Raw genomic sequence first — 23491 nt, forward strand, 5'->3', positions numbered from 1 at the left:
GATTTTGTGAATCGTTTACCTGAAATATTGCTGTAATTGATAGTTAATATATACGGACAAATTTGCTCTAGTTAATAATTATAAAATTGAGACGCGAACAGCATCACGCCTCATATTAATTCCGGCTATGAACGATTACCACCAAGTCCGATTTCCTTCTTCGTCTACTCTGGCTTGGCGAATGACATCAGAAATTTCTTCTGCATCTTTGACATGGTGCAGTGCTTTCTTTTCACCATCTGGATATTCGACGACAAAATAAGTCGGGACTGTAATCTGATCGCCTGTGATGTCTGGTACATCTACAGCCACTTGTTTGGCTTTCTCTTCTATTGATTGCGGCTGCTCAGAAATTTTATCTCCTGGGTTGGCTGTTAAGTTTCTTTCTTTAACGTTGGGTTCTTCACGAGAATGCCAATCTTCACTGACTGGTTGTCTAATTTCTTCTGTTTGTTTATTTTGTTTGTCTCCTGCTTTAGTCATGGTGATTTATAAAAATATAGTTTTTGCTTTTACTCTTACAATTTAAAAAATATTCTATTTAATTGTGTCTTTCTCTGGAAAGAGTTATCTATCAAAAATAAAATTACATATCTGAGGTTATATTTAAACTCGTGGTTATGAAATATAACCTCTAACTTTCTATTTATTTCTTTGGTTGAAAAGGTGTATATTTACCACCCAATGCTTCTACAATAGTTCGGGTATTTGACTCCATCATTTTGATGTAGGTATCACCATCACTACCTTTTGCGCCAATGGAATCGGAGTAAAGTTGATTTGCCGGTAATTTCACTCCTGCTTCTTGTGCTACGGTTTTAATTAAGGCTGGGTTAATTGTAGTTTCGGCAAAAATAGCGGGGACACCAATTTTTTTAATGGACTCTACTAATTTCTGTACTGTTTGTGCGCTGGGTTGTTCTTCGGTACTAATTCCGATTAATGTGCCAGCGATCGCTAGTCCGTAAGCTCTGCCATAATATTGGAAAGCGTCGTGTGTTGTCACCAGTTGGCGTTTATCTGCGGGTATCGTTTGAATTTGTTGATTAATCCAGCTATGCAGTTGTTTTAATTCTTGTGTGAGTTGATCTGCATTTTGCGTAAATTTTTCCCTATCTTCCGGTGATAATTTAATTAACTCATCCCGGATAGCATTTACCATTGCGATCGCATTTTCTGCACTACCCCAAACGTGGGGATCTGGAACTACTTCACCTTTTCCTTCTTCCAATTGTAACGGTTTGACAACTTCCCCCACCGCTAATTTTCGCGCCTTCCCTCCAGACGCATTCATTAATTTAATCAGTCCCGGTTCTAAGTTGTAGCCGTTATACAAAATTAAGTCTGCTTCTTCCAACAACTTACTATCTGCGGGGACTGGTTCGTATACATGAGGATCAGCACCGGGTTGCAGTATCCCAGTTAGCTGAATTTCTTCACCCCCAACTTCATCAGCTAAATCAGCAATGATGGTGTTTGTTGCTACTACTTGCGGTTTATCATCCGTCACGTTGGCGGTACTGTTAGAGTTTACTTGAGTACATCCCTGTATCAAAAGTGCCACAAAAACACCGCAGATTGCTTTACCGTAATCTCCCGCTTTTGAGTGAGTGATTGCTGTCATAAACTTGTTATCTTAATTTTCATATTTTTCTCATTTTTTACGATACTATATTTTCATATTCTTTTCATTTTTGTCCCTGTCTCGGAAATGACACCATGAGAACTGCTGATTTTTCTTTAGAAGGTAATTCCCATCTAGTAAGGGTTAATACTGTGACAGCCACAACAAATATTAACATTGCCCATCTAGGGGTACACTACCGGACACAGGAAGCTTTGCGGGATATTAACTGTATTGTCAAACCGGGACGACTGACTGGGATTTTTGGCCCTAACGGTGCGGGGAAAAGTACCTTAATGAAGGCGATGTTAGGTTTAGTTCCCGCTAGTAGTGGGAGAGTGTTGTATCAAGGGAAACTCCTAAACCAGCAATTACAACAAGTGGCTTATGTTCCCCAGCGTAGTCAAATTGACTGGACTTATCCGGCGACAGTGTGGGATGTAGTGATGATGGGGCGAGTAAAAAAGACTGGGTGGTTGCGTAGTTTCTCTAATGTGAGTCGTCAGGTGGCAAAAAGTGCATTAGAGCGAGTAGGGATGATAGAATTAAGCGATCGCTCCATAGGACAATTATCCGGGGGACAGCAACAGCGAGTATTTTTAGCCCGTGCTTTAGCACAGCAAGCCGAAATTTTCTGTTTTGATGAGCCGTTTGTGGGTATAGATCAAAAAACGCAAGCAGTAATTTTTGATGTTTTTCATCAATTAGCGTCAGCTAATAAAATTGTGCTGGTAGTTAACCACGACTTAGGCGAATCTATCAGCCACTTTGATGATTTAATCTTACTCAACCGCGAACTCATCGCCACAGGTTCGAGACAACAGGTACTCACAGAAGAAAATCTGCGTTGTGCTTATGGTGGCAAGGTAATGTACTTCTCTGATGCAGCCTAAATATGTTGGTAGTAAGGACTTTAGTCCTTATTCCCAACCTATCAACCACTAGCAAAACTAGGTTGTACTATATGTCTAACACTTTTACATCATGGCAAGAATTATTTGTACATTTAAAATCCCAAAAATATAAAATTTCCTCAGCCCTAAAAAAATCCATCATTGAACCCAAAAATGAAACTTTACCACCCATCATCCTGCAAAACATCTCAGAAAGTAGCATTACCCTAGCTTATTTAGAAAGCATACAGTCTAGCCAGTTATGGCCAACTCTACCAAAACTAGCCAGTCTGACGCAAACCTTAAATATATCTACTCATTTACCCCTGATTAACAATTCAATTATTACCATTCAAGATTTTCAAACCAGTAATCCAATTTTTTATATTAATATTCCCCAAGTATCCCCAACCGAAGCCGCTACACTATTAGATAGCTTTTCTGAATTACCCAAATTTATCAAAGATATATTTAGTCAACTAGATAGTCTGGAAATTCAACTCAGCAATGACTTGATAAATTTCCACTGCGTGGGAGAAATTGATATTCAGGAAATTGTCAAGCATTTATGTTCTGACTTAGCTTTAAAAAAAGTCAAGGCGGCTATTGGTGCTTTTATAGTTGCTAATCCTACCATCAATATTCAGGTATTGGGAAATCAAAGTATTTCCTATCAAGTTATCATTCCCGAACTGAATCCAGAATATCTTACTACTTTATTCAACAATTTGGCAGGAATTAACTTACCTGATGGGCTGAAATCAAAACTAGAGTCTTTAGAACAGGTAGGTTTAATTTTATCGCCGACAGGAATTTACTTAAACATTGCCAATGATTTGCAGCTAAAATTAGAAGATATCTTTAGTATTGATGCTGCTGTTCCCTACATGGAAACCGCCATTAATGGCATGATTAGCGGCATTTTTGGCAATCCTGAACTAACCATATCTGCCCCAAAATTGGGAATTATTAAAAATAAGCGAGGTGTGGATATTAGTTTTAAAGGAATACTTAATAACCAAAATTTGGCGTTGACATTTGGCAACCAAACTACATTACATTATCAATTGCCTAGCGATATTGATTTTAGTTCCTTAACAAATGAAATTCCTGTAATTCAGGATTTGCAGTTAACCAATGCCGAATTAATTATAACTAACATTGGCTATGCTTACAAGCATGAAAAATTAGGTCGGATTAATTTCTGCCGAGGGTTCAACTTTATCGGAGATATTAATTTTACCCAACTCAATACTAATTTCGGCGATTTTATTCAAAATAAATTAGATGTTGGTTGTTTAGGAGTGCTGATTAGCTTTGATCCTGGTGGCTTTGTCAGTTTAACTGGTAATATTCAAGGCAATGTTCAGCTATTTTCTATTGACAGATTTAATGCTACTTTTAGCAATCTGCTGATTGGGTTAGATGTTGGGGTTGATTTAGAACCCAGTTTTGGATTAACTGGAAATTTGGCGGTTCAAGGTTACGACCCTACACAAGATGATGAACCTACGTTATACCTCTGTGGTAAACTTTCTCTCGAACCCGAATCTTTAACCGGATTATTCTCTCAACAAGGCGAAAACTCTTGGTATAATCCCTATGGGTTGGTAGGAACTGAACTGCGTAATGTTGGTTTTCAGGGAGGAGGAACTTATTTACCTCCTTATTTTGATAACTTTGGCTTTATTGGGGATTTGAGATGGGAAAAAATAGACCTTGCAGTTGCATTCTTGATAGATACTAACGACCCGGAAAAATTAGCGTTTATTTTAACAACTAATCAGCCAATTAATTTAATAGATTTATGGCAAGGGCCAGTTTCAGGTTTTGTACTTAAACAAGCCAATTCCTCAATTGATGTAGTTAACAAAGCATTAGATTTTTTAAATAATTTTCTCGACTTAAATATCACATCCGTTGATAGCGATGATAACGGAGAACTCAACCCTTTAATTAAATTTGTTCCTTTCTCAACGACAATTGCCGGTCAACCTGTATCAGAAGGTTTAGAAATTAATGGTAAGATGACCGCTTGGGGACATGAAGCCATCTTAATTCTTCAAAGTGATAAAACTTTTCGGAAAATTGAAGGTTCGTTAAAAGTTCCAGAGATTGATTTAGGATTTTTGAAAATTACCGGAACAGATGACGATAGTTTAGATTTAGCCTTGAAGGTAACACCTGATGACCAGTATCTCACGGGTGATGGTTATGTTGAGATTTTCGACAATCAAGTTGCTAATGTAGAATTTCAAATTACCCCGACTAATGCTATATTCAAAGACTTTGACTTGAGTTTAGCTAATCTCTTAACTATTGATGTTGATGACCTGAGTATAGAACATCAATCAGGAATTGGTAGTGGTTCAGGAACAATTTCCGTTTTGGGAAATACCTTAGTAGGTATTACCTTTGATGTGACTAGCAATAGTGTGACGCTAAAGAATACTAAGCTGAATTTAGCTGGTTTCCTCACCGTTGAGGTTGATTTACTCACAGTAAATTTAAAAAATCAAAGTGCGACGGGAACAGCTAATATTACTGCTTTTAATCAATCTTTGGGTAAGGGGATATTATCATTTAACCCTGAGAGTGTCACCATTGATCATGCTTCTCTTAGTTTAGGGAATGTGATGAAATTGAATGTTCCGAATTTCCATCTTGACTTGACGCATCAAAAGCTTTTGGGTTTAGGCGATATTACCCTCTTAGGTAAAGAATTTACTTCGTTAAGTATCAACCTTGATGAAAGTGGTTTTCAAGCTAGCAGTAATTTCAATTTTGGCATTGTAGCTTTCAATGGTGCTACAGTCACTCTCACCACAGGGGATAATGGTAATATCAATAATTCTGCCAGTATAGAGGGTAATCTTAAGTTTTTAGGTTACGATTTCGCTGATATCAATGCCAGTGTCAATAGTAATCAATTAACTGCGTCTGGCTGCTTCAATTTTGGAGGTATTTTTATCCTCAAAGGCGCGAAAAACCAGAAAAATGCCAAGATAACGCTGAACAAAGCCGAGAATGGATTATACAATGCTGTGAGGATTTCGGGTAGTTGTTATCTGTTAGGTAACGAGTTAAGCTCAATTAATGTCTACAATAAAAGAGCGATTTTAAAAGTTTTAGGAATAAAGTTAAAAAGTCGCAAAACGTCAGATAACAAGATGTAATTTAATTTAATCTAATTTAATTTTGTGCCGATAATTGACTGCTTTCCATCTTGGATGATGAATGTAGAACTATCAATTTTGACAACTTGATAACTTTCGCAGACAAACAGAGAAATGAAACTTGCTACTATATCTGCCACAGAAACTTTAAATAATACTGATAAATGTAAATTTAGCATGGACTTTGGCAGATTTTTGACAATTAAACACAACTTGCTCTCATTGACGTGCCAGACACCAGTAAATTTATGACCTGTTATATATTCTTTTGGTTTAGATAACAAAAATGTTTGGATTCTGGTTTGTTCATAGGTCATATCCTGTCTAAATTCTAGGAAAATTTTTTCGCTATCTGTGTCAAAACGCCATTTTCCCAAAAGTAGCTTCTCTATTTCAGTATCGGACAACAAATTTATGTTATTCATTGGTTCTACTGTTGTTTGTTATTGAGAAATATAGCAATCAGTTAGAATTAAACGCAGATGGACGCAGATGGACGCAGATAAATTGGTAAGTTATTAGATGAGAAAACGCTATATACAATTACAGCATTTGTGGGCTAATTAGACTATACTTTAGAGACGTTGCATGACTGTAGAGACGTTGCATGCAACGTCTCTACAAGGTTTTGAAAGTTGATTTTGTGGTTCATTTAGCTGAAAGTCCCTGTAACTCATGAGCAATTTTCATTACAAATTTTGGCACGAGTAAAAAATAAGTGCATCTGCCAAATTAACCAAGAACCAACTCGCCATGCACCCATTGATAAGGGTTCGGCTGATGAATTGGGGTATAATTCAAAAATATCTTCGTCATAGTGTAACCATTTGACGGGTAGGTGTCCTATGGGTGTTTGAGGGGACAAATTAAAAGTTAGTTGGTCATATTCTAACCATTTTCCCTGTTGTCGCCAACCCAGGCGATCGCCTAATTTCTTGTCTGTTTCATAATCTACTTGTCCCCCCATTTCTTCCCAGATACTTTGCTGAACACTAAACCCGAAACAACCATGACTGTATTGTTTCCACAGTTGATCAATGGTATGGAATGCTTGACAAGAAAAATTTAGAATATCTTCCTGATAAACTTCATTCCAATAACTCTTTCCCATCACCTGTAACATTAATCTAGCCGTTTCAATATCCGCTTCTTGCCATTCAGACTGTGCAAGCAGGTTTTGCAGGAGACTATAATCTATCTGGTGGCTGGTTTTTATTTCTTTTTTAAACTTAATCTCATCATTACTTAATTCTACTAATTTTGTTTGTTCCAATGGGCGCGGTGAGTCTTCCCTCACTAAATCTTCCCATTTCTTATTCCCCAGTTCATCCACAACGGGAGAATGGGGAGAAACAACATCTGTCTCTGCTATCCCTAATATTTTTCTTTGATCAACCAGTTGAGTAGACATATAATTAGATATTAAGTAAATCGCTCTATCTAACGTCATGCCGTCATTGATCAAATCAAAATTATCAACAGATAAATCTAATAATTGTGACTGTAAGAAAGCATCGTTTAATCTCTCTCTTTTCTCATAACTAGCCACTAATAAATCAAGTAATTCTTCTGAAGTTGTGTTAGTGTCAGCTAACGGTAATAAATTCGCCTGCGAATTTAAACTACTATTGGCTAAATTTTGAATTTCTCCAACAGTTGCGTAAAAATTAGCATCGATTTTGACGACTTCATCGATTAAGGATTGAAAAGGATTAAAGTAATCTTGTAAATAATTTTCTAAATTGAGTGCAGTCTCGGCTATTTTGGCGATTTCTTGCCTGATTTTCGTCGCTTTTATTTGATATTCATAAATTTCTTGATATACATCTAAATCTTTAACGATTCTCTGAATACTTTGTTTTTGAATTTTTGTGTCTTCCGCTAAATTTTTAATTCCTGCACTCAGCAATTTTACTTTTTCTAACATTAACAAGTTAGTTTGACTTAAAAGTAAAATTGATTTGATGTTTTCTTGTTGTTCCCGTTGTAATTTTTCAATAATTTGCGGATTATGCTGATTTTTTATTTCTAGTTTGTTTCGTTCTGCGTTAATTTTTTTAATTTCTAGATATTTTTGGGTAAACAAATTTTTCCAGTTATCTGTAAATTGTAATAAAAAATCTTGATAACTAGCTGTATAATTTTCTAAAAAATCAATTATTTGGGTATAATCTCTGACTAAAAATTTGATTTCCGCAAAAATTTGTCCTTGACTAATTTCTTGTTTTCGTCTAATTAGTCCCCAAAGATAGGAATGATATTTAATTCCTTCTTTAATTAGTATTTGACATTCTATAATTCTTTTTTGAACTTTTTTTAATTTGCGATTTTTTACAATGGGTAATTTATAAGTTATTTCATAAATCTTAACATTTTCATAATTAAGAAGTTGTCTTTGCTTTCTAGTTAGCATCACCCTGATTTTAAAAAGTATGAGTAGCCGCTAAATTATTGCTCATTTCTCCACCTTGAGATTGTTGTTATAGGTTTAAGTCAACCTATGGTTAGTAGGTATCAAAACATAATTATTGAACGGTCACTGTTTTGCTTAATTTCCATATCAACATATTACCCCGTGATGCTATCATTTGCATTCCAATTTTTTCTAGTACCCGCTTTGAGCCTATATTATCTACATCGCATCCAGCCGTCACGCTTTGCACAATTGGTTGACAAAATGCCCAATCTACTATCGCTTTTGTGGCTTCAGTTGCGTATCCCTGTTGTCGATATGATGGGGCGATGTAATAGCCAATTTCTAATGCACCTGTGGGTGAACCTGTAGAATCTGGGATAATTTTCACCATAACGTGACCAATGAGCGTATTTTCGGCTTGATGAATGACTAAATTTCCCCAGCCCCATGCAGCTTGTAACGGATTTTTGCATAGTATATCTACAAGTTCTGGCAAAGCATGAAGAAACTCTTCATCTTGCCAATTGGGTAAAACTTTTACCCCTAGAACTGATGCTAATTCAGCATTACCTGTAATTGCAGTTTGGATTATTTCCAGCTTCAAGGGTAATAAATTTAATCTTGTGGTGACAATATTATCCATGTTTTTGGGTTCCTAATTTGCATTGCCAAATTCTCAATAGCTGTTATTCTTTCAGCCACTTTAATACTTTTGGGTCTTTGTTATATCTGTAGGTCATGCCATCCTTTGTAGTGATAGGCTTTCCTAAGCTAGCCCTGCTTCTAACTGTGGACAGGGAATAGTCGGTTAATGACTGTATTTCTTTATGAGAAAGCCCGACAATTGTGGCTATTGTTGCTGATGTTTGTGGGATGATTTCGAGTTCTTTTTTAGGGTAAGTATCTATGGTGATTTGAGGGTTTTCATTTACATTAATAACGATGGCTTTTTGTCGTCGATAATCTTCCACCGGGAGGAGTCGCCACTGTGAATTTTCTGAAAGTTCTAATACCCATTGATGATAATTAAACAAACTTTCTCGATGTCCAACGCTAATATAAGTTGTTTGCGTTGCTTGTAATTGTTGATATAAATTACCTTCGTTATTTAAATCTAAAGCACTGGTGGCTTCATCTAATATGGTGAAGCTAGGACGACTAATTAAGAGGCGTGCAAAAGCTAGACGTTGTTGTTCTCCCAAGGACAGGATATTTTCCCAACGCACTTCTGTATCTAAGCCTTCTACACGGGTGAGTAAGTTTTGTAGATTTACTTGTTGTAGAATGTCTTCCAGTTCGCGATCGCTCATTTTCCGGTCAGTATGCGGATAAAGTAACTGTTCGCGCAAAGTCCCCAAAATGATATAAGGACGTTGGGGTAAAAATAACATTTCTTCTAGGGGCGGTCTGACCAACTTACCACTGCCCGCATTCCACAAACCAGCGATCGCCCGCAGCAGAGAACTTTTACCTCGACCACTCGGCCCGACTATCAATAACCCTTGTCCCGCTTCCACCGACACTGATAAATCTTCTACAATCAGCTTTTCATAATTTGGTGTTTGTACCGTCACACCCTCAAAAGCTAAATGCTTGTCTTCGATGAATTGAATAGTGCTGACATTCTCTGGTTGTTTAATCACCTCTGCTAAAGCATCTGAAAATTCCGCCAACCGTTCAACATAACTAGAAAACCGCCCTAAAGCCCCAAATTCAGTGATTAATTGTCCCAGAGCATTAGAAAACATCATACAAGCTAAACTTGCTTGGCTAATTTCGCCATAATCAATTTTATCTTGAATAAATAACGGTGTGAGGATGAACATCGAAAACACACCAATAGCAGACTGATAAGCTCGGTTAAAAATATCCTGTCCTCTCTCCCAACTCAGTCTGCGTTCCGCATTCTTGATCACATTATCAAATCGGCGTTGAATTATATTTAATTCTTCCGCTTCTCCCTGAAAAAAAGCTATCGATTCCGCGTGATTTCTCACATGAGTCAGACAATAATTGAAATCAGCTTTAAATTCCAGTGCTTCTTGATTAATCTTATTCAGTTTTTGTGTCAAATAAACAGCAGCTATATTCCCTACAATTGTATAAATAATTAGATATATTGTAATTTGTGGCGAAATAGTCCATAGAATCCCTAAAAAAGCTACCATTTCCAGCACTTTTTCGTAAAAAACCGTTGAAAAGTTTAAGGCGTTGCTGGTAATTGGTTCTATCTCTTGGGCTAGTCGTTGATCTGGATTATTAATATTAGATTGAAAATTTATTTTATAATAAGCTCGATAGCTCAAATATTTTTCTACAGTGTAATTATTTAGCCAAATATACCAATCGAGAGAAATTCTTTTTCTTAAATATTTGGAAATTCCTACCGATAAAACTGTCACTACCAGAGCCAAGCAAGAAACCCACAAAGTATTCAGATATTTAGTCAGGTCTCTCTCTTCAATAATGATATCCAGTACATAGCGATTCCAGAAGCTATTTAACGCGCTTATCGCTACAACTGCTGTAATGGACAATATTAAAAGAGCGAGCATTCCCCACGAGCGAATTACCTCTGCAAATGCTCGTCCGCTTATATCTGTGGGATACCAATAAGGTTGAGCGACTACCTTTATATCCTCCCAAAATTGCGTAAATACTGCAACTGGGTTCTTTGTGCTTTGATCACTAACAACTGGAGTTGACATTTTCTAGATATATAGTCGTTTTTAAAAAAGTGAAAATTATCAAATTGGCATGATGGCCTTTGAGACTACAATCAGACTCAGAGGCCATTTTTTCGCTTATTAAAATTTTTGGGTGCGATATATCGCTAAAGTCATCACACTCGACCTAGAATATCATCGAATGTCACCGTGTGATTATTCCTCTTCCACAATTTCAATAGTTTTTGGTGGCTGAACTTCTTCAGGCTCGGTGTTGATTTCTGGACTTAGTTGATCTTTCAATTTGGCTTTTAGCTCATCCGTAATCGGTAAATCTTTAATTTCTTTGAGCAGATAGCGCACAGATTCGGTTTTGCTCCGTTCTGCATAGATGTTCAAAAGAATAGCTTCAATTCCATATCCGGCTATCACATCCCCCACAGAGGCTATTAAACCAAGCACGCCTAAACCTCCTATCAAACCAAAGGGGCCGCCTAAACCCGTCAGAGCAGCTACAACGGCGGCGGAACTACCTATTCCTCCTGATGCAGCCGTGACAATCACCAGCAGTATACCAGGAAGACCTAAACCAGCAAGTTTTTTAACGATTTCGTCCATTTGAGTTACCTAAAATCCTGACATTATTTGGTTAAACATCACTAAAAACTACTAATACCAACTCTTCATTCTTCATACTTAATTCTTAATCAAGAAATTAAGATTAGCTTGAGGTTTTCCGGTTGCTATCTCTTGCTAATGTGAGGAATGGGTATCAAAGTCGCTCTCATATTTAGCTAGTCAGCAGACTACACAATTCATCGATTTCCTGACTTCTTTCGACAATCAATCTATTGGTGATTGCTTGCAACTGACGTATATTTTCAGGTCTGGGGTTATCTATTGCTTCCAGTTCCCCATTTAAGAATGTTTGAAACCGATAATAAGACTTTGTAGCGGCTGTATTTCCAGTCTCAAACAGTCTTTCTAATTCTCCGGCTACTACTTCACTACCACCATCCAGTACCATATTTAAAAGTGGGTTCGCCCATTGCAAAAGTCCCCAATTTTGCACTTCTTTATAAGGATAGACAGTCGTTAGTGAACCCGTACCTAAAGACAGTAAGAAGATATCTTCAGTATTAAGAGTTTGTTGGTTTTCTTGTCTACTAATTTGCGCCTCTAACATAGCTAAATGGGCTGGATTATTCGCAATTAATCCACCATCAACTAAAGTATAAAAGCCGTTGGTATTATGGGAAGTAGGAATCCGATGGGGAGCAAAATAAGTAGGAGTAGCACTCGTTGCTAAAGCCGCATCTGTGACTGTAAAACTTAAACATAACTTGCGAAACTTGCGCGATTCAGTCTGTTGTTTTTCAGCTTTATTCGTAAAAAATACCGGAATTCGCTGCTCTATATCGTAGCTAGGGACAAAAACTTCTTTGAGGTTCTTTTCTAGAGGAGTGTCACCAAAATATTTCTGTAAAATTTCCTCTCGTCCCTCAGAAGAATATTTTGGTTGGGCAAATATATCTTCTATCTGACCGAGAACTTTTTCAAAAAATGGTTCGTAAAATATTTCCGCACCATATTCAGTAAATATTTGCAGCAAATCCTCTGCACTGTATTCAGCAACTATCGGACTATCAGGTTCATCTAAATTTAATTTCGGTTTAGTTAGTCCCAGTGCAAGAATTCCTCCACTAGAAGTCCCAGCAATTAAATCGAATAAACTAAAAATTGGCTTTTGTGTGCGCTTTTCTATTTCTGCTAGGATAATTGCCGGGATAATACCACGAATACCGCCGCCATCAATGGCAAGTATTTTATATTTAGTATTGGCTGTTGTGTTCATAGTTGTTGGTAATTCCTCTTGTTCTAATGTTTGTGGTTCTGCTGGGAGAATATTCAGTGAAATTTCACTTTGGCTAATTACTTCTGTTGTAATTTCTTCATTTGGCTGGATGTCTTCAATAGTTGTTGGTAATTCTTGTTGTTCTGATGTCTGTGGTTCTGGTGGTTGCATTTGATTCGCGGATGGTGAAATATTCACAAATGGAATATTTGCTAAATCCCAAGTGGGATTACCACGCAAATTTCCCTTATAACTATTTCCCGTCTGGTTTTTAACAGTTTTTCCTTCCCCTTCGTCTAATTTCCAGTAAGCAACTAATCCTGATTCATTCCCAACTATCAACCCAGCGCGATGCGTTTGGATTTCCGTCTGACTACAGGGATAATTCCAAACACTAATATGAGCCAATTGTCCCGCGAAAAATATTTTATTGTGTAACGTTCCGCCCAGGGTGACTGCACTGGTGGCTTTATTTAAAGCCGAACCTGTAAAAGTCCCTGTGTATTCATGGTCATCTAAATATATGGTCAATTGACCTTGATTAAAAATAATAGCGAAAAAGTGCCATTCTTTAACAGTTAATTCTCTATTCCCAAAGGTTTTAATAAATTTTTGATGAGTCTCATCAATGTAAACATCTAGATTTCCTGCTTCACTGATGCCAAACTCAAAATTATCACTAAATTGGTCTGAAGCACAGGCAAAAAATACATTGCGTGTTCCATAAGTAGTGGCTTGATTTGTGAGTTGATCAGGTTTTACCCATCCTGAAATTGTAAAGGCTGAACTTCCCTGAGCAAAAACACCTCCAATATCATTTTTACCAAAATTTATATAATCATCCTGACCATCAAATGTCAAAACTGATTGGGTATATACCTTGTTTGTCACAACATTTTTATCTCCAAATCGCTGCTTGACAAGAATGAGAAAGGACTAAAGTCCTTACTACGAACTTTTTCTGATTTCAGTAGGGGTTGTAGACAGGGTGGCGGCTACTCTCATCTATTGGAAGTTACGCAACTGGCACATTGGTAGGGTGCGTCAGATGGCAAACATAAGTTGATTGGCAGGATTGATGCTGGCTGATGCACCCGACATATAGATATTTAGTGTGATACTTGCGTAAGTCCTATCTATTGGAAGTGACTGCCAAGGAGTTGACTGTGAATTGATTCTGATTTTTATTAGTGAGCAACATTTCTGCGATCGCCTGTGAAATCGGATAATATGGTGAATACACCTCCATCCAGAAAAATTCGCCTACTGGGTTAATCTCAAGGAAGATATGGCGACCATCGGGAGTGACAATAATATCAATCGCCCCATAATTTAAGCCAAACCGCGCCATCAGTTGCAGCAGCTTTGTCTCTACATCGTTGGGCAAACTGTAGGGTTGCCAATTCTTCACTAAGTTTCTCCCCTCTTTGCGCCAATCAAACGTAGATCCTGCCAACTGTTGAGAATCTACTGCGGCTGTAAATACCTGCTTGCCAACAATAGTTGTCCGCAATTCCAACGCCTTGGGTATGTTTTCTTGAAACGTCATTGGACAAAAACGCAGTCCTTCCATATTTGCCAAATCATCATCTGTAACTGGCGTGGTGAAGACAACATTCTCTCGTCCCCCCTCGTCAAAAATGGCAAAGGAAGACAGCATTTTTGTAACTATACCTACCTCTTGACATTCTTGGGCAAATCGCTTGACTGCTTCTGGATTGTTGGAAGTCAAAGTACGAGGGGTAATCAGTCCGATTTCTTTCGCTACTTGCAACTGTAGTTGTTTATTATTAGCTACATCCACATTTGACATTCTGTCGAAGTGGAAAGCTTTCAAGCTAGCAATCATTCCCCTGACACTGGCGCGACATTCGTTAATTGATGCGTCTCTAAATTGCTTATCCATTGATTGGGGGATTTGATGCCCATAGCGCATTCGGCGATACCAAACTGAGGTTACTTCACTCAAATCTAGTTGCTGATTACCATCAGTAATAATTATCTGTTCCCTATCGCCGTAGTAAATATCTAGTTTTACTTCGGTGGGATATCTGTCTGTGTCAAAACGAAAAGCTTTTTCGCCTCTCGCCTTGATTGCTTCCATGACTAGAGGAATGCTTTCGTTATCTTTGCTAAAAGTAAGTATTAAAACTGTCATGATGATCTGTTGTGTAATAAATCTGATTTAAGTAAGATGTGTTAGAAGATGTTTGTAAAGTTAGCTGGAATGGGTGCATAAGTAGAAGCTAAGTATGGTAAGTTTCTACAATTGATCGGGGAGCAAGTGCGTTATTGTTCTGTTTGCAGTAGAGTATCTGCGATCGCACTCGCTATCGGTAAGTCCAAATCTCTCTCCAACATTCCCCACTCACCTACAGGGTTAACTTCCAAAAACACATACTCCCCTGATGGTGTGACGATGAAATCTAATGCGCCAAATGTCAGCCCAAACCTAGTCATAAACACTTGCAGACGACGCAGCAGTTGCTCAGGTAGCTCATGATGTTGCCATGCACCCACCTCAACACCCGGTTTACGCCAATCAGCTTTTGCACCTGCATAAACATTGGCATCTAGCGCACCTACAAACGCTTTACCATTTACATACACCACCCGTAATTCCAACTGCTTAGGAATTTGCTCTTGAAACACCATTGGACAGTAACGCAAAGACTCAGCATCTTGCAAGTCTTCCTCCTTGACGGTGCTGGTGTACATAAAAAAAGAAGAGGTGGCTTGCATACTGTGGGAAAGAGCAGTTAATAACTTGCTCACCATCTTGCCGTTGACTTGGTGGAAAAACTCCCTTGCTGCTTCTGCTTTGTTGGTGACAAGAGTCCGAGGAGTGATAAAACCAACCTCCGCAGCTACCCGCAGTTGGCGCAATTTATCTTGTGCCGCATTTATCCGCTCTAAATGATCTATCCAACGAGCTTCTCTGAGACTATCCCAAAAACCTGCCAAAGTCGCTTTTGATTCTCTCAGACAAGCTTCGCGGAACTGAGGAGCTAATTTTTCACTCAGTTGTGGCTCCCATATCCGTCGCAGCCAGACAGCTTGCACCTGTTCTGTACTGATAGACTGGTCGCCATATTCGATAGTGTGATAAGTTTTAGTTTGCTCAAAATGTGCTGTTAATTGCACTTCTAGGGGAAACTTATCAGTGTCAAGGCGAAATGGTTGCGCCCCTTTTTTTAATACGGCTTCTGCAACTTTATCTATCGTGAAAAAATCACCACTATGAGTGATTAATAAAACAACATTACGCGATAGGTGCATGATAAATTTTCTTTTTTGAATTGTAGAAATAGACGTTAGTAACTAAGTAAGTCAGTAAGAATACATAAATCTACGGGTTTTACAATGTCAAATTCTTGTGATTATGTTCGTATTAAGTCGCCCTAGCCCTAAGACAAGGACTAAAGTCCTTACTACAAACGTGAAATTATTTACACCAACTTACTTAGCCAAACATCAATTTGGATAACGTCTTTTACTAATGACTGATGACAATTATTAGCCATCAGTCAACACAAACAGATTTAATAATTGCTAATTTTTATTTACGAATCTTCCCAATCAGAAGGCCACTTTAAAGTCCAGATTGGTGGGGGAACTGGCTCTGGCTCTGGTGTTTGTGGTGGTTCTTCTTCCACCAAGAAGCGTGCGAAAAATGGCACTGCTTGCATATCTAATCCTCTTATTTTATTGCTAGACATGGTATCATGTATGAATATTGGTTGATCGTTAGGAGTAGCTTTCAGTTAGTTGATAACTGAAAACTACTTCTTTAATTCCGATGCAAGTAAAATCTCAAGTCTCTACAGTTGAGAATTAAGTGCATCTATGGCTACAACAAGCCACCTACATCAACAAACAGTATGACCAATACTGCTTGCATTCCGATGCAGTTGGCTCGAATTTAGAAATCTTCAAAATCAGAAGGATACTTTAGAGTATAGCGTGGGGTATTGTCTGCCTGAGATGCTTGTTCTTCTAGGAAGCGAGCAAAAAATGGTACTGCTGGGGTTTCCGATGCTTTCACTGTGTTGTTAGACATTGTATTTCCTCCAGGGAAATTTGCCTGTGCAATATACTTATAGCATCAATCAAAAAAGCACACAAGTCCTGTAAAAATAGTTAATATACCTACAAAAACCAAGATATTTAGAAATTTTTATATAATTAATAAGCTGAAGAAAGTTAAGAAGGTTAAGAAGGTTAAGAAGGTTAAGAATATTAAGAAAAAGGTAAATTAATTATCTATCTATTACCTTTTGGAATAAAATTTATCCTCCCTATTGAACTTACATCAAGCTTGGGGGCGGGTTCGCTGACATAATCATTATTAATTGATGATATTTTTAAATTTACCTCTGCATGACGGCGATTAAAGTCAGGTTTGCCATGCTGAAACTTCCCGCAAACCCTGATTTTTACGTCATCAGCCTTGCCCACCCTAGGATGATTCAGAACCGTGCAAGTTATCAGAAAATCAACCCAATCAGTAAAATCATCTCTAGATCAAAATTGCTGGAGTTAACAGACAGGGTGGTTAATTATTGACTGATCATAACATTGAGCCAACACCCAAAAAATTTGGGCTAAAAATGCTTGATTTTTCCTAGATGATAACGTTAATATCTACGAAAAACTTGCAGAGTTTAGTTTACAAGTAGTATTATTTGTAGTTCTCCAACAGGGAACTAGAAATTTCTATTGCTTGTACAGTTGGCTAGGCTTAAATAGATATGAAATGGGGTCATAATGTTGCATTAAAACTCTTTTGTGGGATAAGCTCTCTAGCCCGTCCGGTGCAGGCTAGAAGCCCGCACCACAAGAACTAGATTTTTGCACTACTTTAGCCTTGCCACCCTAGTAGGGTGGGCAATGCTCCTCACGCAAAAATCAAAGTTTGAGCAAATTAAGAGCATTGCCCACCATAATAATGTAATTGCAACTATTTCATCGGCGATAGTTCAGCAGACTGAACAACCTGTAGCTGATAGCTCTCGAAAGGTACCTTTTCCTGGGAAGATTCGGCTGGGGGTGAACTTTGCGGCTGATACAGAACCAGTTCATAATGGAGTCGATTACCTTGTCGCTGACATTGTGTACTGAGTAAGAGATTATTGACTCGGAATTGACTGTAGAGTTTGTCCCCGAACCACCAAGCATCAATCAGAGTTCCATCCTTCTCGTCAATGATAAAGTGTCCATTCTGCTGATCCTTAACCACTAACTCATAATCACGTACCAGCTTTTTATCCCCTACTCCGTAAGTGGTTTGCCAAGTGTAGCGCATGGGATTGTTAGAGATAGGCTGAATGCGGAGTGTCATTGGCACTTTTTGATACCGCCCATTTACAGAGCGGTCTAACATTGTGCCACGCCATGTCCCTCGCCAGTTTTCAGGAAAGGTGCTAGTTGAAGATGCAGCACTTTGGATTGTGATCATACTAAAAAGTATCATACAAGACACTAATAACCCGACGAGAAGGGTTAGCTTCAGGATTGAAAGCAAATTTTCCATCTTGCTGGAATGATTCCCAGCAGTAAAACTGTTGAAATGCCTGTTTTTCAACCTTGCATACAGAAACTTTAGATTGGCAAATGTGCCAGTTTTTGTCTTTCTTTCCCTAACCACCGCTCTCACCACTATTAATAAACAACCCCTATCATTCTTACATCAGCCCTATTGCATAGTTTGTTGCCGTGAGGGGGATGAGGAAGCAGGGGAGCAGGGGGGAGAAACTAATGACTAATGACTAATGACTAATGACTAATAACTTTGCAATTAAAGCTACTATTTGAATTAGGTCAAAAGTTGATAGGATGGGAATTCTGGCTTTTGATGTTTGCCTAGTTGTATAGTTTGTAACTCAAGAATATATCTATGTTAGATGCTCTGATTGAGCCTTTACAATATGGCTTTATGCAGCGATCGCTCGTGATTGCGATTTTGGTAGGTTTATTATGTGCGGTTGTCGGTAGTTACTTGATGGTGCAACGATTAGCACTGTTGGGTGATGCTATTAGCCACTCAGTTTTACCGGGACTAGCGATCGCTTTTATGTTGGGTGGTAATATTTTTATTGGTGCATTCATTGCCGGGGTGTTTAGTACCGTAACTATCACCTGGATTAGAACGCGATCGCCTATCAAAGAAGATGCTGCAATGGGCATAGTTTTTTCTGCCTTCTTTGCCCTAGGAATTACCTTAATTACGATTATTCAAAAAGATAATAAAATCGACCTCAATCATTTTCTCTTCGGCAATATTCTCGGCGTTACTGGTGACGAAGTACGTGATACAGCCATCATTGCCGCTATTGTTTTGCTGGTGATTATTTTACTCTATAAAGAGCTATTATTCTACACCTTTGACCCCTTGGGCGCACAAGCAGCAGGTTTACCAATCAATCGCCTCAACTTTGGCTTAATGCTCTTAATTTCCTTAACCATTGTCGCCAGTATGAAAGCTGTAGGAGTGATTTTAGTGCTATCATTATTAATTACACCAGGAGCAACTGCATACTTATTAGTTAAACGTTTACATGAAGTAATGATATTAGGAGCGGTGATTGGTGTAATTTCTAGTATTAGCGGTATGTATCTCAGCTACTTTTATAATTTACCTTCTGGCCCAGCAATTGTCTTAGTAGTGTCAGGATTATTTCTCTTAGCATTATTATTTAGTCCTAAACATGGGGTATTAATCCCAACTGTCAATCAAAAAGATTATTGATTATCTCGATGTTGACACTCTACCCGGCTAGAAAAAAATTTTTGTAGGGTGGGCATTGCTTGAAACTTACTCAAAACCTGAGTTTTTTGTGGTTCACAATGCCCACCTGAAGCTGAATAAATATCAAGAATTAGACAACTGACATATCAGTAGGGTGTGTCAGATAGCAAAAACATATTTATTGACAGCATTTAATCAGTCTGACGCACCCTACAAGACATATTTCATTATCACACTTGCGTAAGTGCTAACTATGACAAAACTGCTGGTTCTTGAGTCAGGATAAACTGTTTAATAGCCGAGCTTTTCTCCTCAACAAATTTTGATGTTGCATCGAGTAAATTTTGAATATTCTCCGCACTTGCATCATCCATGTCTTCGTTAATCTTCTTGTTAATAAATCTATTTTTTTGTTCTTCCTGAGAAAGTAGTTGGCGAGGAGAAAATGGAGTGCTTCTTTGACCAAATCTTTCATTTAATGCAAATTGAAGACGTAAATAACCGCCTGGATTAGCTGACTGAATAATCTGACCGCAGACATCAGTAGCCAACTGAATTTGACCTCCCATAAATACATCGGGAATATGTACTCCCCACTCAGCCGTACCCCAGTTGTTAGTTTCTTTGTATTCCAAGGGTTGGGTAGTAGCACCCGTGCCAATAGACAGGATAGAAATGTCTGAAATGCTTTTCTTCCTTACACCAGTAACGTGACTCAGAGCCGCCAAAGCTGGACAGTTGGCACTTAAACCACCATCGACATGAGGAAATCTCCACTCGGAACGACGAGAGTCATGGGGATCTGTCCATTTGAATTCATAGGGGGGGAAGAAAGTAGGAGCAGATGCGGAACTGAGGCAGACTTCCCAAAGTTTCATGTTGTTGAACCAACGATTTTCTTCAGGACAACAACTGGTAAAAAAGGTTGTATTCCGATACAGAGTGTCATAGGCGAAGATGAGTAACTCTGCTTTTGAGGTTTCGGAAACCTGACGTAGTGTAATTTCGCCCAACTCATCCCGCAAAACTTTAATTAGTCCTTTGTTGCAATACTTAGAGCCACGAAACCATCTTTTAACGTTTTTGTTCAGCCATGAAGCGTTGAATATTTCTCGACCTCTTTCTTGGTAAATTTTAATCAGGTCTTCAGGTTCTCGTCCCAAAGCTATACCTGCGGCTAAAATTGACCCGGTAGATGTCCCCGCGATGAGGTCGAAGTATTGGTTTAGAGGTTTGCCAATCTGAGACTGAACTTCTTGCACAATTCTGGCGGTGATAACTCCCCGAATTCCTCCACCATCCAAAGCCAAAATCTTAAATTTGTCCGATTTCGATGATGACATACGCAACTCAACGTCAAAGGTTTACTTACATCAGTGTTCCCCTGACAACTCGGAAAATTTCAAATTAAGCCCTGAAAATTTGGAAAAATGCACTCTGACGCACCCTACAAGACATATCTAATGTGACACTTGTGTAAGTCCTAACGTTGTTGGCTGTGCATCGCCTGAAGCTAATTGAGAAGGGTGCAAAATATCAAATATTCAGATATTTTTATACAAAAAAGCTTGAGTGCATCGGTTAAGCTGACAAGAGCAGTTTTAACCCTCAGAACCATGACAGCAGGTAGCCCAAGAATTTTAGCGTTAGACTTTGATGGTGTGATTTGCGATGGACTAATTGAATATTTTGAAGTGGCGTGGCGTGCTTACTGTCAAATTTGGTCGCCTGTTAACGATACACCGCCGGATGATTTGGCATTGAGATTCTATCGCCTCAGACCGGTAATTGAAACAGGTTGGGAAATGCCTGTTTTAATCAAAGCTTTAATAGATGATATTCCAGAAGACAAGATTTTGCAAGAATGGGTCAATCTTACGCCGTATATTTTATCAACTGACAAGCTAAAATCAAAAGAAGTTGCTATTAAATTAGACAGTTTGCGGGATGAATGGATAGCCACAGATTTAGACGGTTGGCTGAGTCTACATAAATTTTATCCGGGGGTGGTGGAAAAACTGAAAATGACGCTTAACAGCGAGGTGAAACTATACATCGTTTCTACCAAAGAAGGACGGTTTATACAACAGTTATTGCAACGGGAAGGGGTGAACTTACCACCAACAGCAATTTTCGGGAAAGAAGTTAAGCGTCCTAAATATGAAACTCTCCGCGAATTGATTGCAGCAGCAAATATTCCACCTGGTAATTTATGGTTTATAGAAGATAGACTCAAAACATTAGAGTTAGTTCAAGAGCAACCTGACCTGAATGATGTCAAACTGTTCCTAGCAGATTGGGGTTATAATACCCAACCAGAAAGAAAAGCTGCCCAAAATAATCCGCGAGTGCAATTATTATCTCTGTCTCAGTTTGCGAAAGATTTTTCTGGGTGGCTGTGATTTGACGGGATGAGGAAGATGAGGGAGATGAGGGAGATGAGGGAGATGAGGGAGATGAGGGGGGTGAGGGGGATGAGGGAGATGAGGGAGAATCATTACCTGTCTCTAAAAATTCTTCAATTTTGAATTTTGAATTTTGAATTTTGAATTGATTTGTCCCCAATACCCAGTCCCTACCCCCACTAAAATCTATGCTTGATTTAAGAAAATTAGCACGACAAATGCAGGGTTTAAGTCAGCATCTTAGCCAAGAGGCTGAAGCTAGTCGTCAGCGTTTGGAATTAGCGCAACAGCATCTACACAAAGCTTATGAGTGTCAGGAAGAAATGATCGAACGTCAAGAAAAATGGCGCGATCGCATTCTCTTTGCTAATGCTACTCCCATTGAGCCGCTAAATACTTGCATAGATATTCCCACCCCTCCCAAGGTACACACCGTTATTGCTACCGATGGTTCACAAATCGCCCCTAGCCATCACGAAATAGCTTACTGTTATCTGTTAAATATCGGTCGGGTAGTTATACACTACGGACAAAACCGCTACCCCATTATGGATAGTATTCCAGAGGTATTTTACCGCCCAGAAGATTTATATATGTCCCGGCAGTGGGGAATTAAAACTGAGGAATGGATGAGTTATCGTCGGACTGCGAGTGAGGCGACGGTATTGGCTGAGTTGGCGAGGGGACTGGGGACTGGGGGGCAAGGGGGACAAGGGGGACAAGGTAATGATTCTTCCTCATCCTCCTCATCTGCTGTTGCCGAAAACATACCTACATTGGCAATGGTGGATGGTACGTTAATATACTGGTTTTTGGAACAGTTACCGATGGATGCACGCGATCGCATTTTACCCCCTATCCTAGAGGCTTGGAATCAGTTGCGGGCTGCGGAAATTCCTGTGATGGGTTATCTGAGTGCGTCTCGCAATGTGGAAGGTGTGAATTTTCTTCGGTTGTCGGCTTGTCCCCATCCTGTACCCGACTGTGTAAGTTATTGTCCTAATCAATTAGAACAAGTCCCTTGCAAGGTGTTTGAACCTTTGCGAGATGCGACTTTATGGACTACTCAACTGCAACCTGGACAACGGGGGCCATTATGGCGTAGTAATAACAGAATTCTAGAACTTTACGAAGACCACAGTGTATATTTTTGTTATGTTCATGTTGGTACGGAAATCGCCAGGATAGAAGTACCTGGATGGGTGGCTGGAAATACAGCTATGTTTGATCAAGCCTTGGGACTGATGTTAGCACAGGTGCAGAAAGGGTATGGTTATCCAGTGGCGATCGCAGAAGCTCATAATCAAGCTGTTGTTAAAGGCGGTGATAAAACCCGTTTCTTTGCTTTGTTAGAACAACAAATGATTAAAGCTGGCTTGAAAAATGTTGGTACTTCTTATAAAGAAGCTAGAAAACGCGGCAGTATAGCTTAATAAAGTGCTTATTGCTGAACCTATATTAAAATTAAGTTCGTAGTGAGGACTTTAGTCCTCATGAAAGGGCTAGAGCCGCTTACTACAAACTTTTATTAAAATTAAGTTCGTAGTGAGGACTTTAGTCCTCATGAAAAGACTAGAGCCGCTTACTACAAACTTTTATTAAAATTAAGTTCGTAGTGAGGACTTTAGTCCTCATGAAAGGACTAGAGCCGCTTACTACAAACTTTTATTAAAATTAAGTTCGTAGTGAGGACTTTAGTCCTCATGAA

Annotated in this window: 19 protein-coding genes; 5 read left to right on the forward strand and 14 right to left on the reverse strand. The window is 38.7% G+C overall.

All coding sequences use genetic code 11. The features are described 5' to 3' along the window. Positions 1 to 135: 135 nt before the first annotated feature. Together AACS98_RS11320 and AACS98_RS11325 are read right to left on the reverse strand one after the other, a co-directional pair. On the reverse strand, positions 136 to 483 hold the full coding sequence (locus tag AACS98_RS11320; RefSeq protein ID WP_066379753.1) for a hypothetical protein: 348 nt from the start codon (positions 481 to 483) through the stop codon (positions 136 to 138). A 163-nt stretch (positions 484 to 646) separates the two neighbouring features. Next, entirely contained in the window at positions 647 to 1624 is a 978-nt protein-coding gene (locus tag AACS98_RS11325; RefSeq protein ID WP_066379755.1) for a metal ABC transporter substrate-binding protein, read from the reverse strand. A 95-nt stretch (positions 1625 to 1719) separates the two neighbouring features. Between AACS98_RS11325 and AACS98_RS11330 the strand changes: the two genes are divergently transcribed. Together AACS98_RS11330 and AACS98_RS11335 are read left to right on the forward strand one after the other, a co-directional pair. Further along, positions 1720 to 2517, forward strand: a complete 798-nt coding sequence (locus tag AACS98_RS11330) for a metal ABC transporter ATP-binding protein (RefSeq protein WP_066379757.1) — start codon at positions 1720 to 1722, stop codon at positions 2515 to 2517. Positions 2518 to 2588: 71 nt separating this feature from the next. Further along, positions 2589 to 5693, forward strand: a complete 3105-nt coding sequence (locus AACS98_RS11335) for a hypothetical protein (protein ID WP_231866959.1) — start codon at positions 2589 to 2591, stop codon at positions 5691 to 5693. Positions 5694 to 5704: 11 nt separating this feature from the next. Here AACS98_RS11335 and AACS98_RS11340 read toward each other — a convergent pair whose 3' ends face one another. From AACS98_RS11340 to AACS98_RS11390, 11 genes are all read right to left on the reverse strand, one after another. Further along, positions 5705 to 6118, reverse strand: coding sequence for a hypothetical protein (locus AACS98_RS11340; protein ID WP_066379765.1), 414 nt, complete (start codon positions 6116 to 6118; stop codon positions 5705 to 5707). A 248-nt stretch (positions 6119 to 6366) separates the two neighbouring features. Then, positions 6367 to 8106 carry a GUN4 domain-containing protein gene (locus tag AACS98_RS11345; RefSeq protein ID WP_066379768.1) on the reverse strand — a complete coding sequence of 580 codons (1740 nt, stop codon included), beginning with the start codon at positions 8104 to 8106 and terminating at the stop codon, positions 6367 to 6369. A 112-nt stretch (positions 8107 to 8218) separates the two neighbouring features. Beyond that, positions 8219 to 8752 (reverse strand): GNAT family N-acetyltransferase, encoded by a 534-nt coding sequence (locus AACS98_RS11350; protein WP_066379771.1) that lies wholly within the window; start codon positions 8750 to 8752, stop codon positions 8219 to 8221. A gap of 43 nt (positions 8753 to 8795) precedes the next feature. Next, entirely contained in the window at positions 8796 to 10817 is a 2022-nt protein-coding gene (locus AACS98_RS11355; protein WP_066379773.1) for an ABC transporter ATP-binding protein/permease, read from the reverse strand. 174 nt (positions 10818 to 10991) lie between these two features. After that, positions 10992 to 11393, reverse strand: coding sequence for a hypothetical protein (locus AACS98_RS11360; RefSeq protein ID WP_066379775.1), 402 nt, complete (start codon positions 11391 to 11393; stop codon positions 10992 to 10994). 172 nt (positions 11394 to 11565) lie between these two features. After that, entirely contained in the window at positions 11566 to 13521 is a 1956-nt protein-coding gene (locus tag AACS98_RS11365; RefSeq protein WP_066379778.1) for a patatin-like phospholipase family protein, read from the reverse strand. 241 nt (positions 13522 to 13762) lie between these two features. Continuing rightward, positions 13763 to 14788, reverse strand: a complete 1026-nt coding sequence (locus AACS98_RS11370; protein ID WP_066379781.1) for an MvdD family ATP-grasp ribosomal peptide maturase — start codon at positions 14786 to 14788, stop codon at positions 13763 to 13765. A 131-nt stretch (positions 14789 to 14919) separates the two neighbouring features. Beyond that, positions 14920 to 15909, reverse strand: a complete 990-nt coding sequence (locus tag AACS98_RS11375; protein ID WP_066379783.1) for an MvdC family ATP-grasp ribosomal peptide maturase — start codon at positions 15907 to 15909, stop codon at positions 14920 to 14922. A 284-nt stretch (positions 15910 to 16193) separates the two neighbouring features. Further along, a complete protein-coding gene (locus AACS98_RS11380; protein WP_066379786.1) occupies positions 16194 to 16349 on the reverse strand; it encodes a microviridin/marinostatin family tricyclic proteinase inhibitor in 156 nt (51 codons plus the stop codon). Positions 16350 to 16552: 203 nt separating this feature from the next. Further along, the gene (locus tag AACS98_RS11385) at positions 16553 to 16690 is read right to left on the reverse strand and encodes a microviridin/marinostatin family tricyclic proteinase inhibitor (protein ID WP_084386901.1); all 138 of its coding nucleotides are present in this window, start codon (positions 16688 to 16690) and stop codon (positions 16553 to 16555) included. A gap of 900 nt (positions 16691 to 17590) precedes the next feature. After that, positions 17591 to 18088, reverse strand: a complete 498-nt coding sequence (locus AACS98_RS11390) for a hypothetical protein (protein ID WP_157087511.1) — start codon at positions 18086 to 18088, stop codon at positions 17591 to 17593. A 438-nt stretch (positions 18089 to 18526) separates the two neighbouring features. Between AACS98_RS11390 and AACS98_RS11395 the strand changes: the two genes are divergently transcribed. Further along, positions 18527 to 19378, forward strand: a complete 852-nt coding sequence (locus AACS98_RS11395) for a metal ABC transporter permease (protein WP_066379791.1) — start codon at positions 18527 to 18529, stop codon at positions 19376 to 19378. A gap of 251 nt (positions 19379 to 19629) precedes the next feature. Here AACS98_RS11395 and AACS98_RS11400 read toward each other — a convergent pair whose 3' ends face one another. Beyond that, positions 19630 to 20721, reverse strand: a complete 1092-nt coding sequence (locus AACS98_RS11400) for a patatin-like phospholipase family protein (RefSeq protein ID WP_084386902.1) — start codon at positions 20719 to 20721, stop codon at positions 19630 to 19632. Positions 20722 to 20994: 273 nt separating this feature from the next. Between AACS98_RS11400 and AACS98_RS11405 the strand changes: the two genes are divergently transcribed. Together AACS98_RS11405 and AACS98_RS11410 are read left to right on the forward strand one after the other, a co-directional pair. Further along, positions 20995 to 21780, forward strand: a complete 786-nt coding sequence (locus tag AACS98_RS11405) for an HAD family hydrolase (protein WP_066380070.1) — start codon at positions 20995 to 20997, stop codon at positions 21778 to 21780. 191 nt (positions 21781 to 21971) lie between these two features. Then, positions 21972 to 23216 carry a DNA double-strand break repair nuclease NurA gene (locus AACS98_RS11410; protein ID WP_066379794.1) on the forward strand — a complete coding sequence of 415 codons (1245 nt, stop codon included), beginning with the start codon at positions 21972 to 21974 and terminating at the stop codon, positions 23214 to 23216. Positions 23217 to 23491 lie beyond the last annotated feature (275 nt).

The sequence above is a fragment of the Anabaena sp. CA = ATCC 33047 genome (genome assembly GCF_963870205.1).
Taxonomy (GTDB): Bacteria; Cyanobacteriota; Cyanobacteriia; order Cyanobacteriales; family Nostocaceae; genus Trichormus.

Excerpts from the sequence above, each read along its gene's own strand:
- AACS98_RS11410 (WP_066379794.1), top strand. The coding sequence starts at position 21,972 with ATGCTTGATTTAAGAAAATTAGCACGACAAATGCAGGGTTTAAGTCAG.
- AACS98_RS11355 (WP_066379773.1), bottom strand. The coding sequence starts at position 10,817 with ATGTCAACTCCAGTTGTTAGTGATCAAAGCACAAAGAACCCAGTTGCA.
- AACS98_RS11375 (WP_066379783.1), bottom strand. The coding sequence starts at position 15,909 with ATGCACCTATCGCGTAATGTTGTTTTATTAATCACTCATAGTGGTGAT.
- AACS98_RS11405 (WP_066380070.1), top strand. The coding sequence starts at position 20,995 with ATGACAGCAGGTAGCCCAAGAATTTTAGCGTTAGACTTTGATGGTGTG.
- AACS98_RS11360 (WP_066379775.1), bottom strand. The coding sequence starts at position 11,393 with ATGGACGAAATCGTTAAAAAACTTGCTGGTTTAGGTCTTCCTGGTATA.
- AACS98_RS11325 (WP_066379755.1), bottom strand. The coding sequence starts at position 1,624 with ATGACAGCAATCACTCACTCAAAAGCGGGAGATTACGGTAAAGCAATC.
- AACS98_RS11350 (WP_066379771.1), bottom strand. The coding sequence starts at position 8,752 with ATGGATAATATTGTCACCACAAGATTAAATTTATTACCCTTGAAGCTG.
- AACS98_RS11395 (WP_066379791.1), top strand. The coding sequence starts at position 18,527 with ATGTTAGATGCTCTGATTGAGCCTTTACAATATGGCTTTATGCAGCGA.
- AACS98_RS11400 (WP_084386902.1), bottom strand. The coding sequence starts at position 20,721 with ATGTCATCATCGAAATCGGACAAATTTAAGATTTTGGCTTTGGATGGT.
- AACS98_RS11340 (WP_066379765.1), bottom strand. The coding sequence starts at position 6,118 with ATGAATAACATAAATTTGTTGTCCGATACTGAAATAGAGAAGCTACTT.
- AACS98_RS11335 (WP_231866959.1), top strand. The coding sequence starts at position 2,589 with ATGTCTAACACTTTTACATCATGGCAAGAATTATTTGTACATTTAAAA.
- AACS98_RS11385 (WP_084386901.1), bottom strand. The coding sequence starts at position 16,690 with ATGTCTAACAACACAGTGAAAGCATCGGAAACCCCAGCAGTACCATTT.
- AACS98_RS11370 (WP_066379781.1), bottom strand. The coding sequence starts at position 14,788 with ATGACAGTTTTAATACTTACTTTTAGCAAAGATAACGAAAGCATTCCT.
- AACS98_RS11380 (WP_066379786.1), bottom strand. The coding sequence starts at position 16,349 with ATGTCTAGCAATAAAATAAGAGGATTAGATATGCAAGCAGTGCCATTT.
- AACS98_RS11345 (WP_066379768.1), bottom strand. The coding sequence starts at position 8,106 with ATGCTAACTAGAAAGCAAAGACAACTTCTTAATTATGAAAATGTTAAG.
- AACS98_RS11320 (WP_066379753.1), bottom strand. The coding sequence starts at position 483 with ATGACTAAAGCAGGAGACAAACAAAATAAACAAACAGAAGAAATTAGA.
- AACS98_RS11390 (WP_157087511.1), bottom strand. The coding sequence starts at position 18,088 with ATGATCACAATCCAAAGTGCTGCATCTTCAACTAGCACCTTTCCTGAA.
- AACS98_RS11330 (WP_066379757.1), top strand. The coding sequence starts at position 1,720 with ATGAGAACTGCTGATTTTTCTTTAGAAGGTAATTCCCATCTAGTAAGG.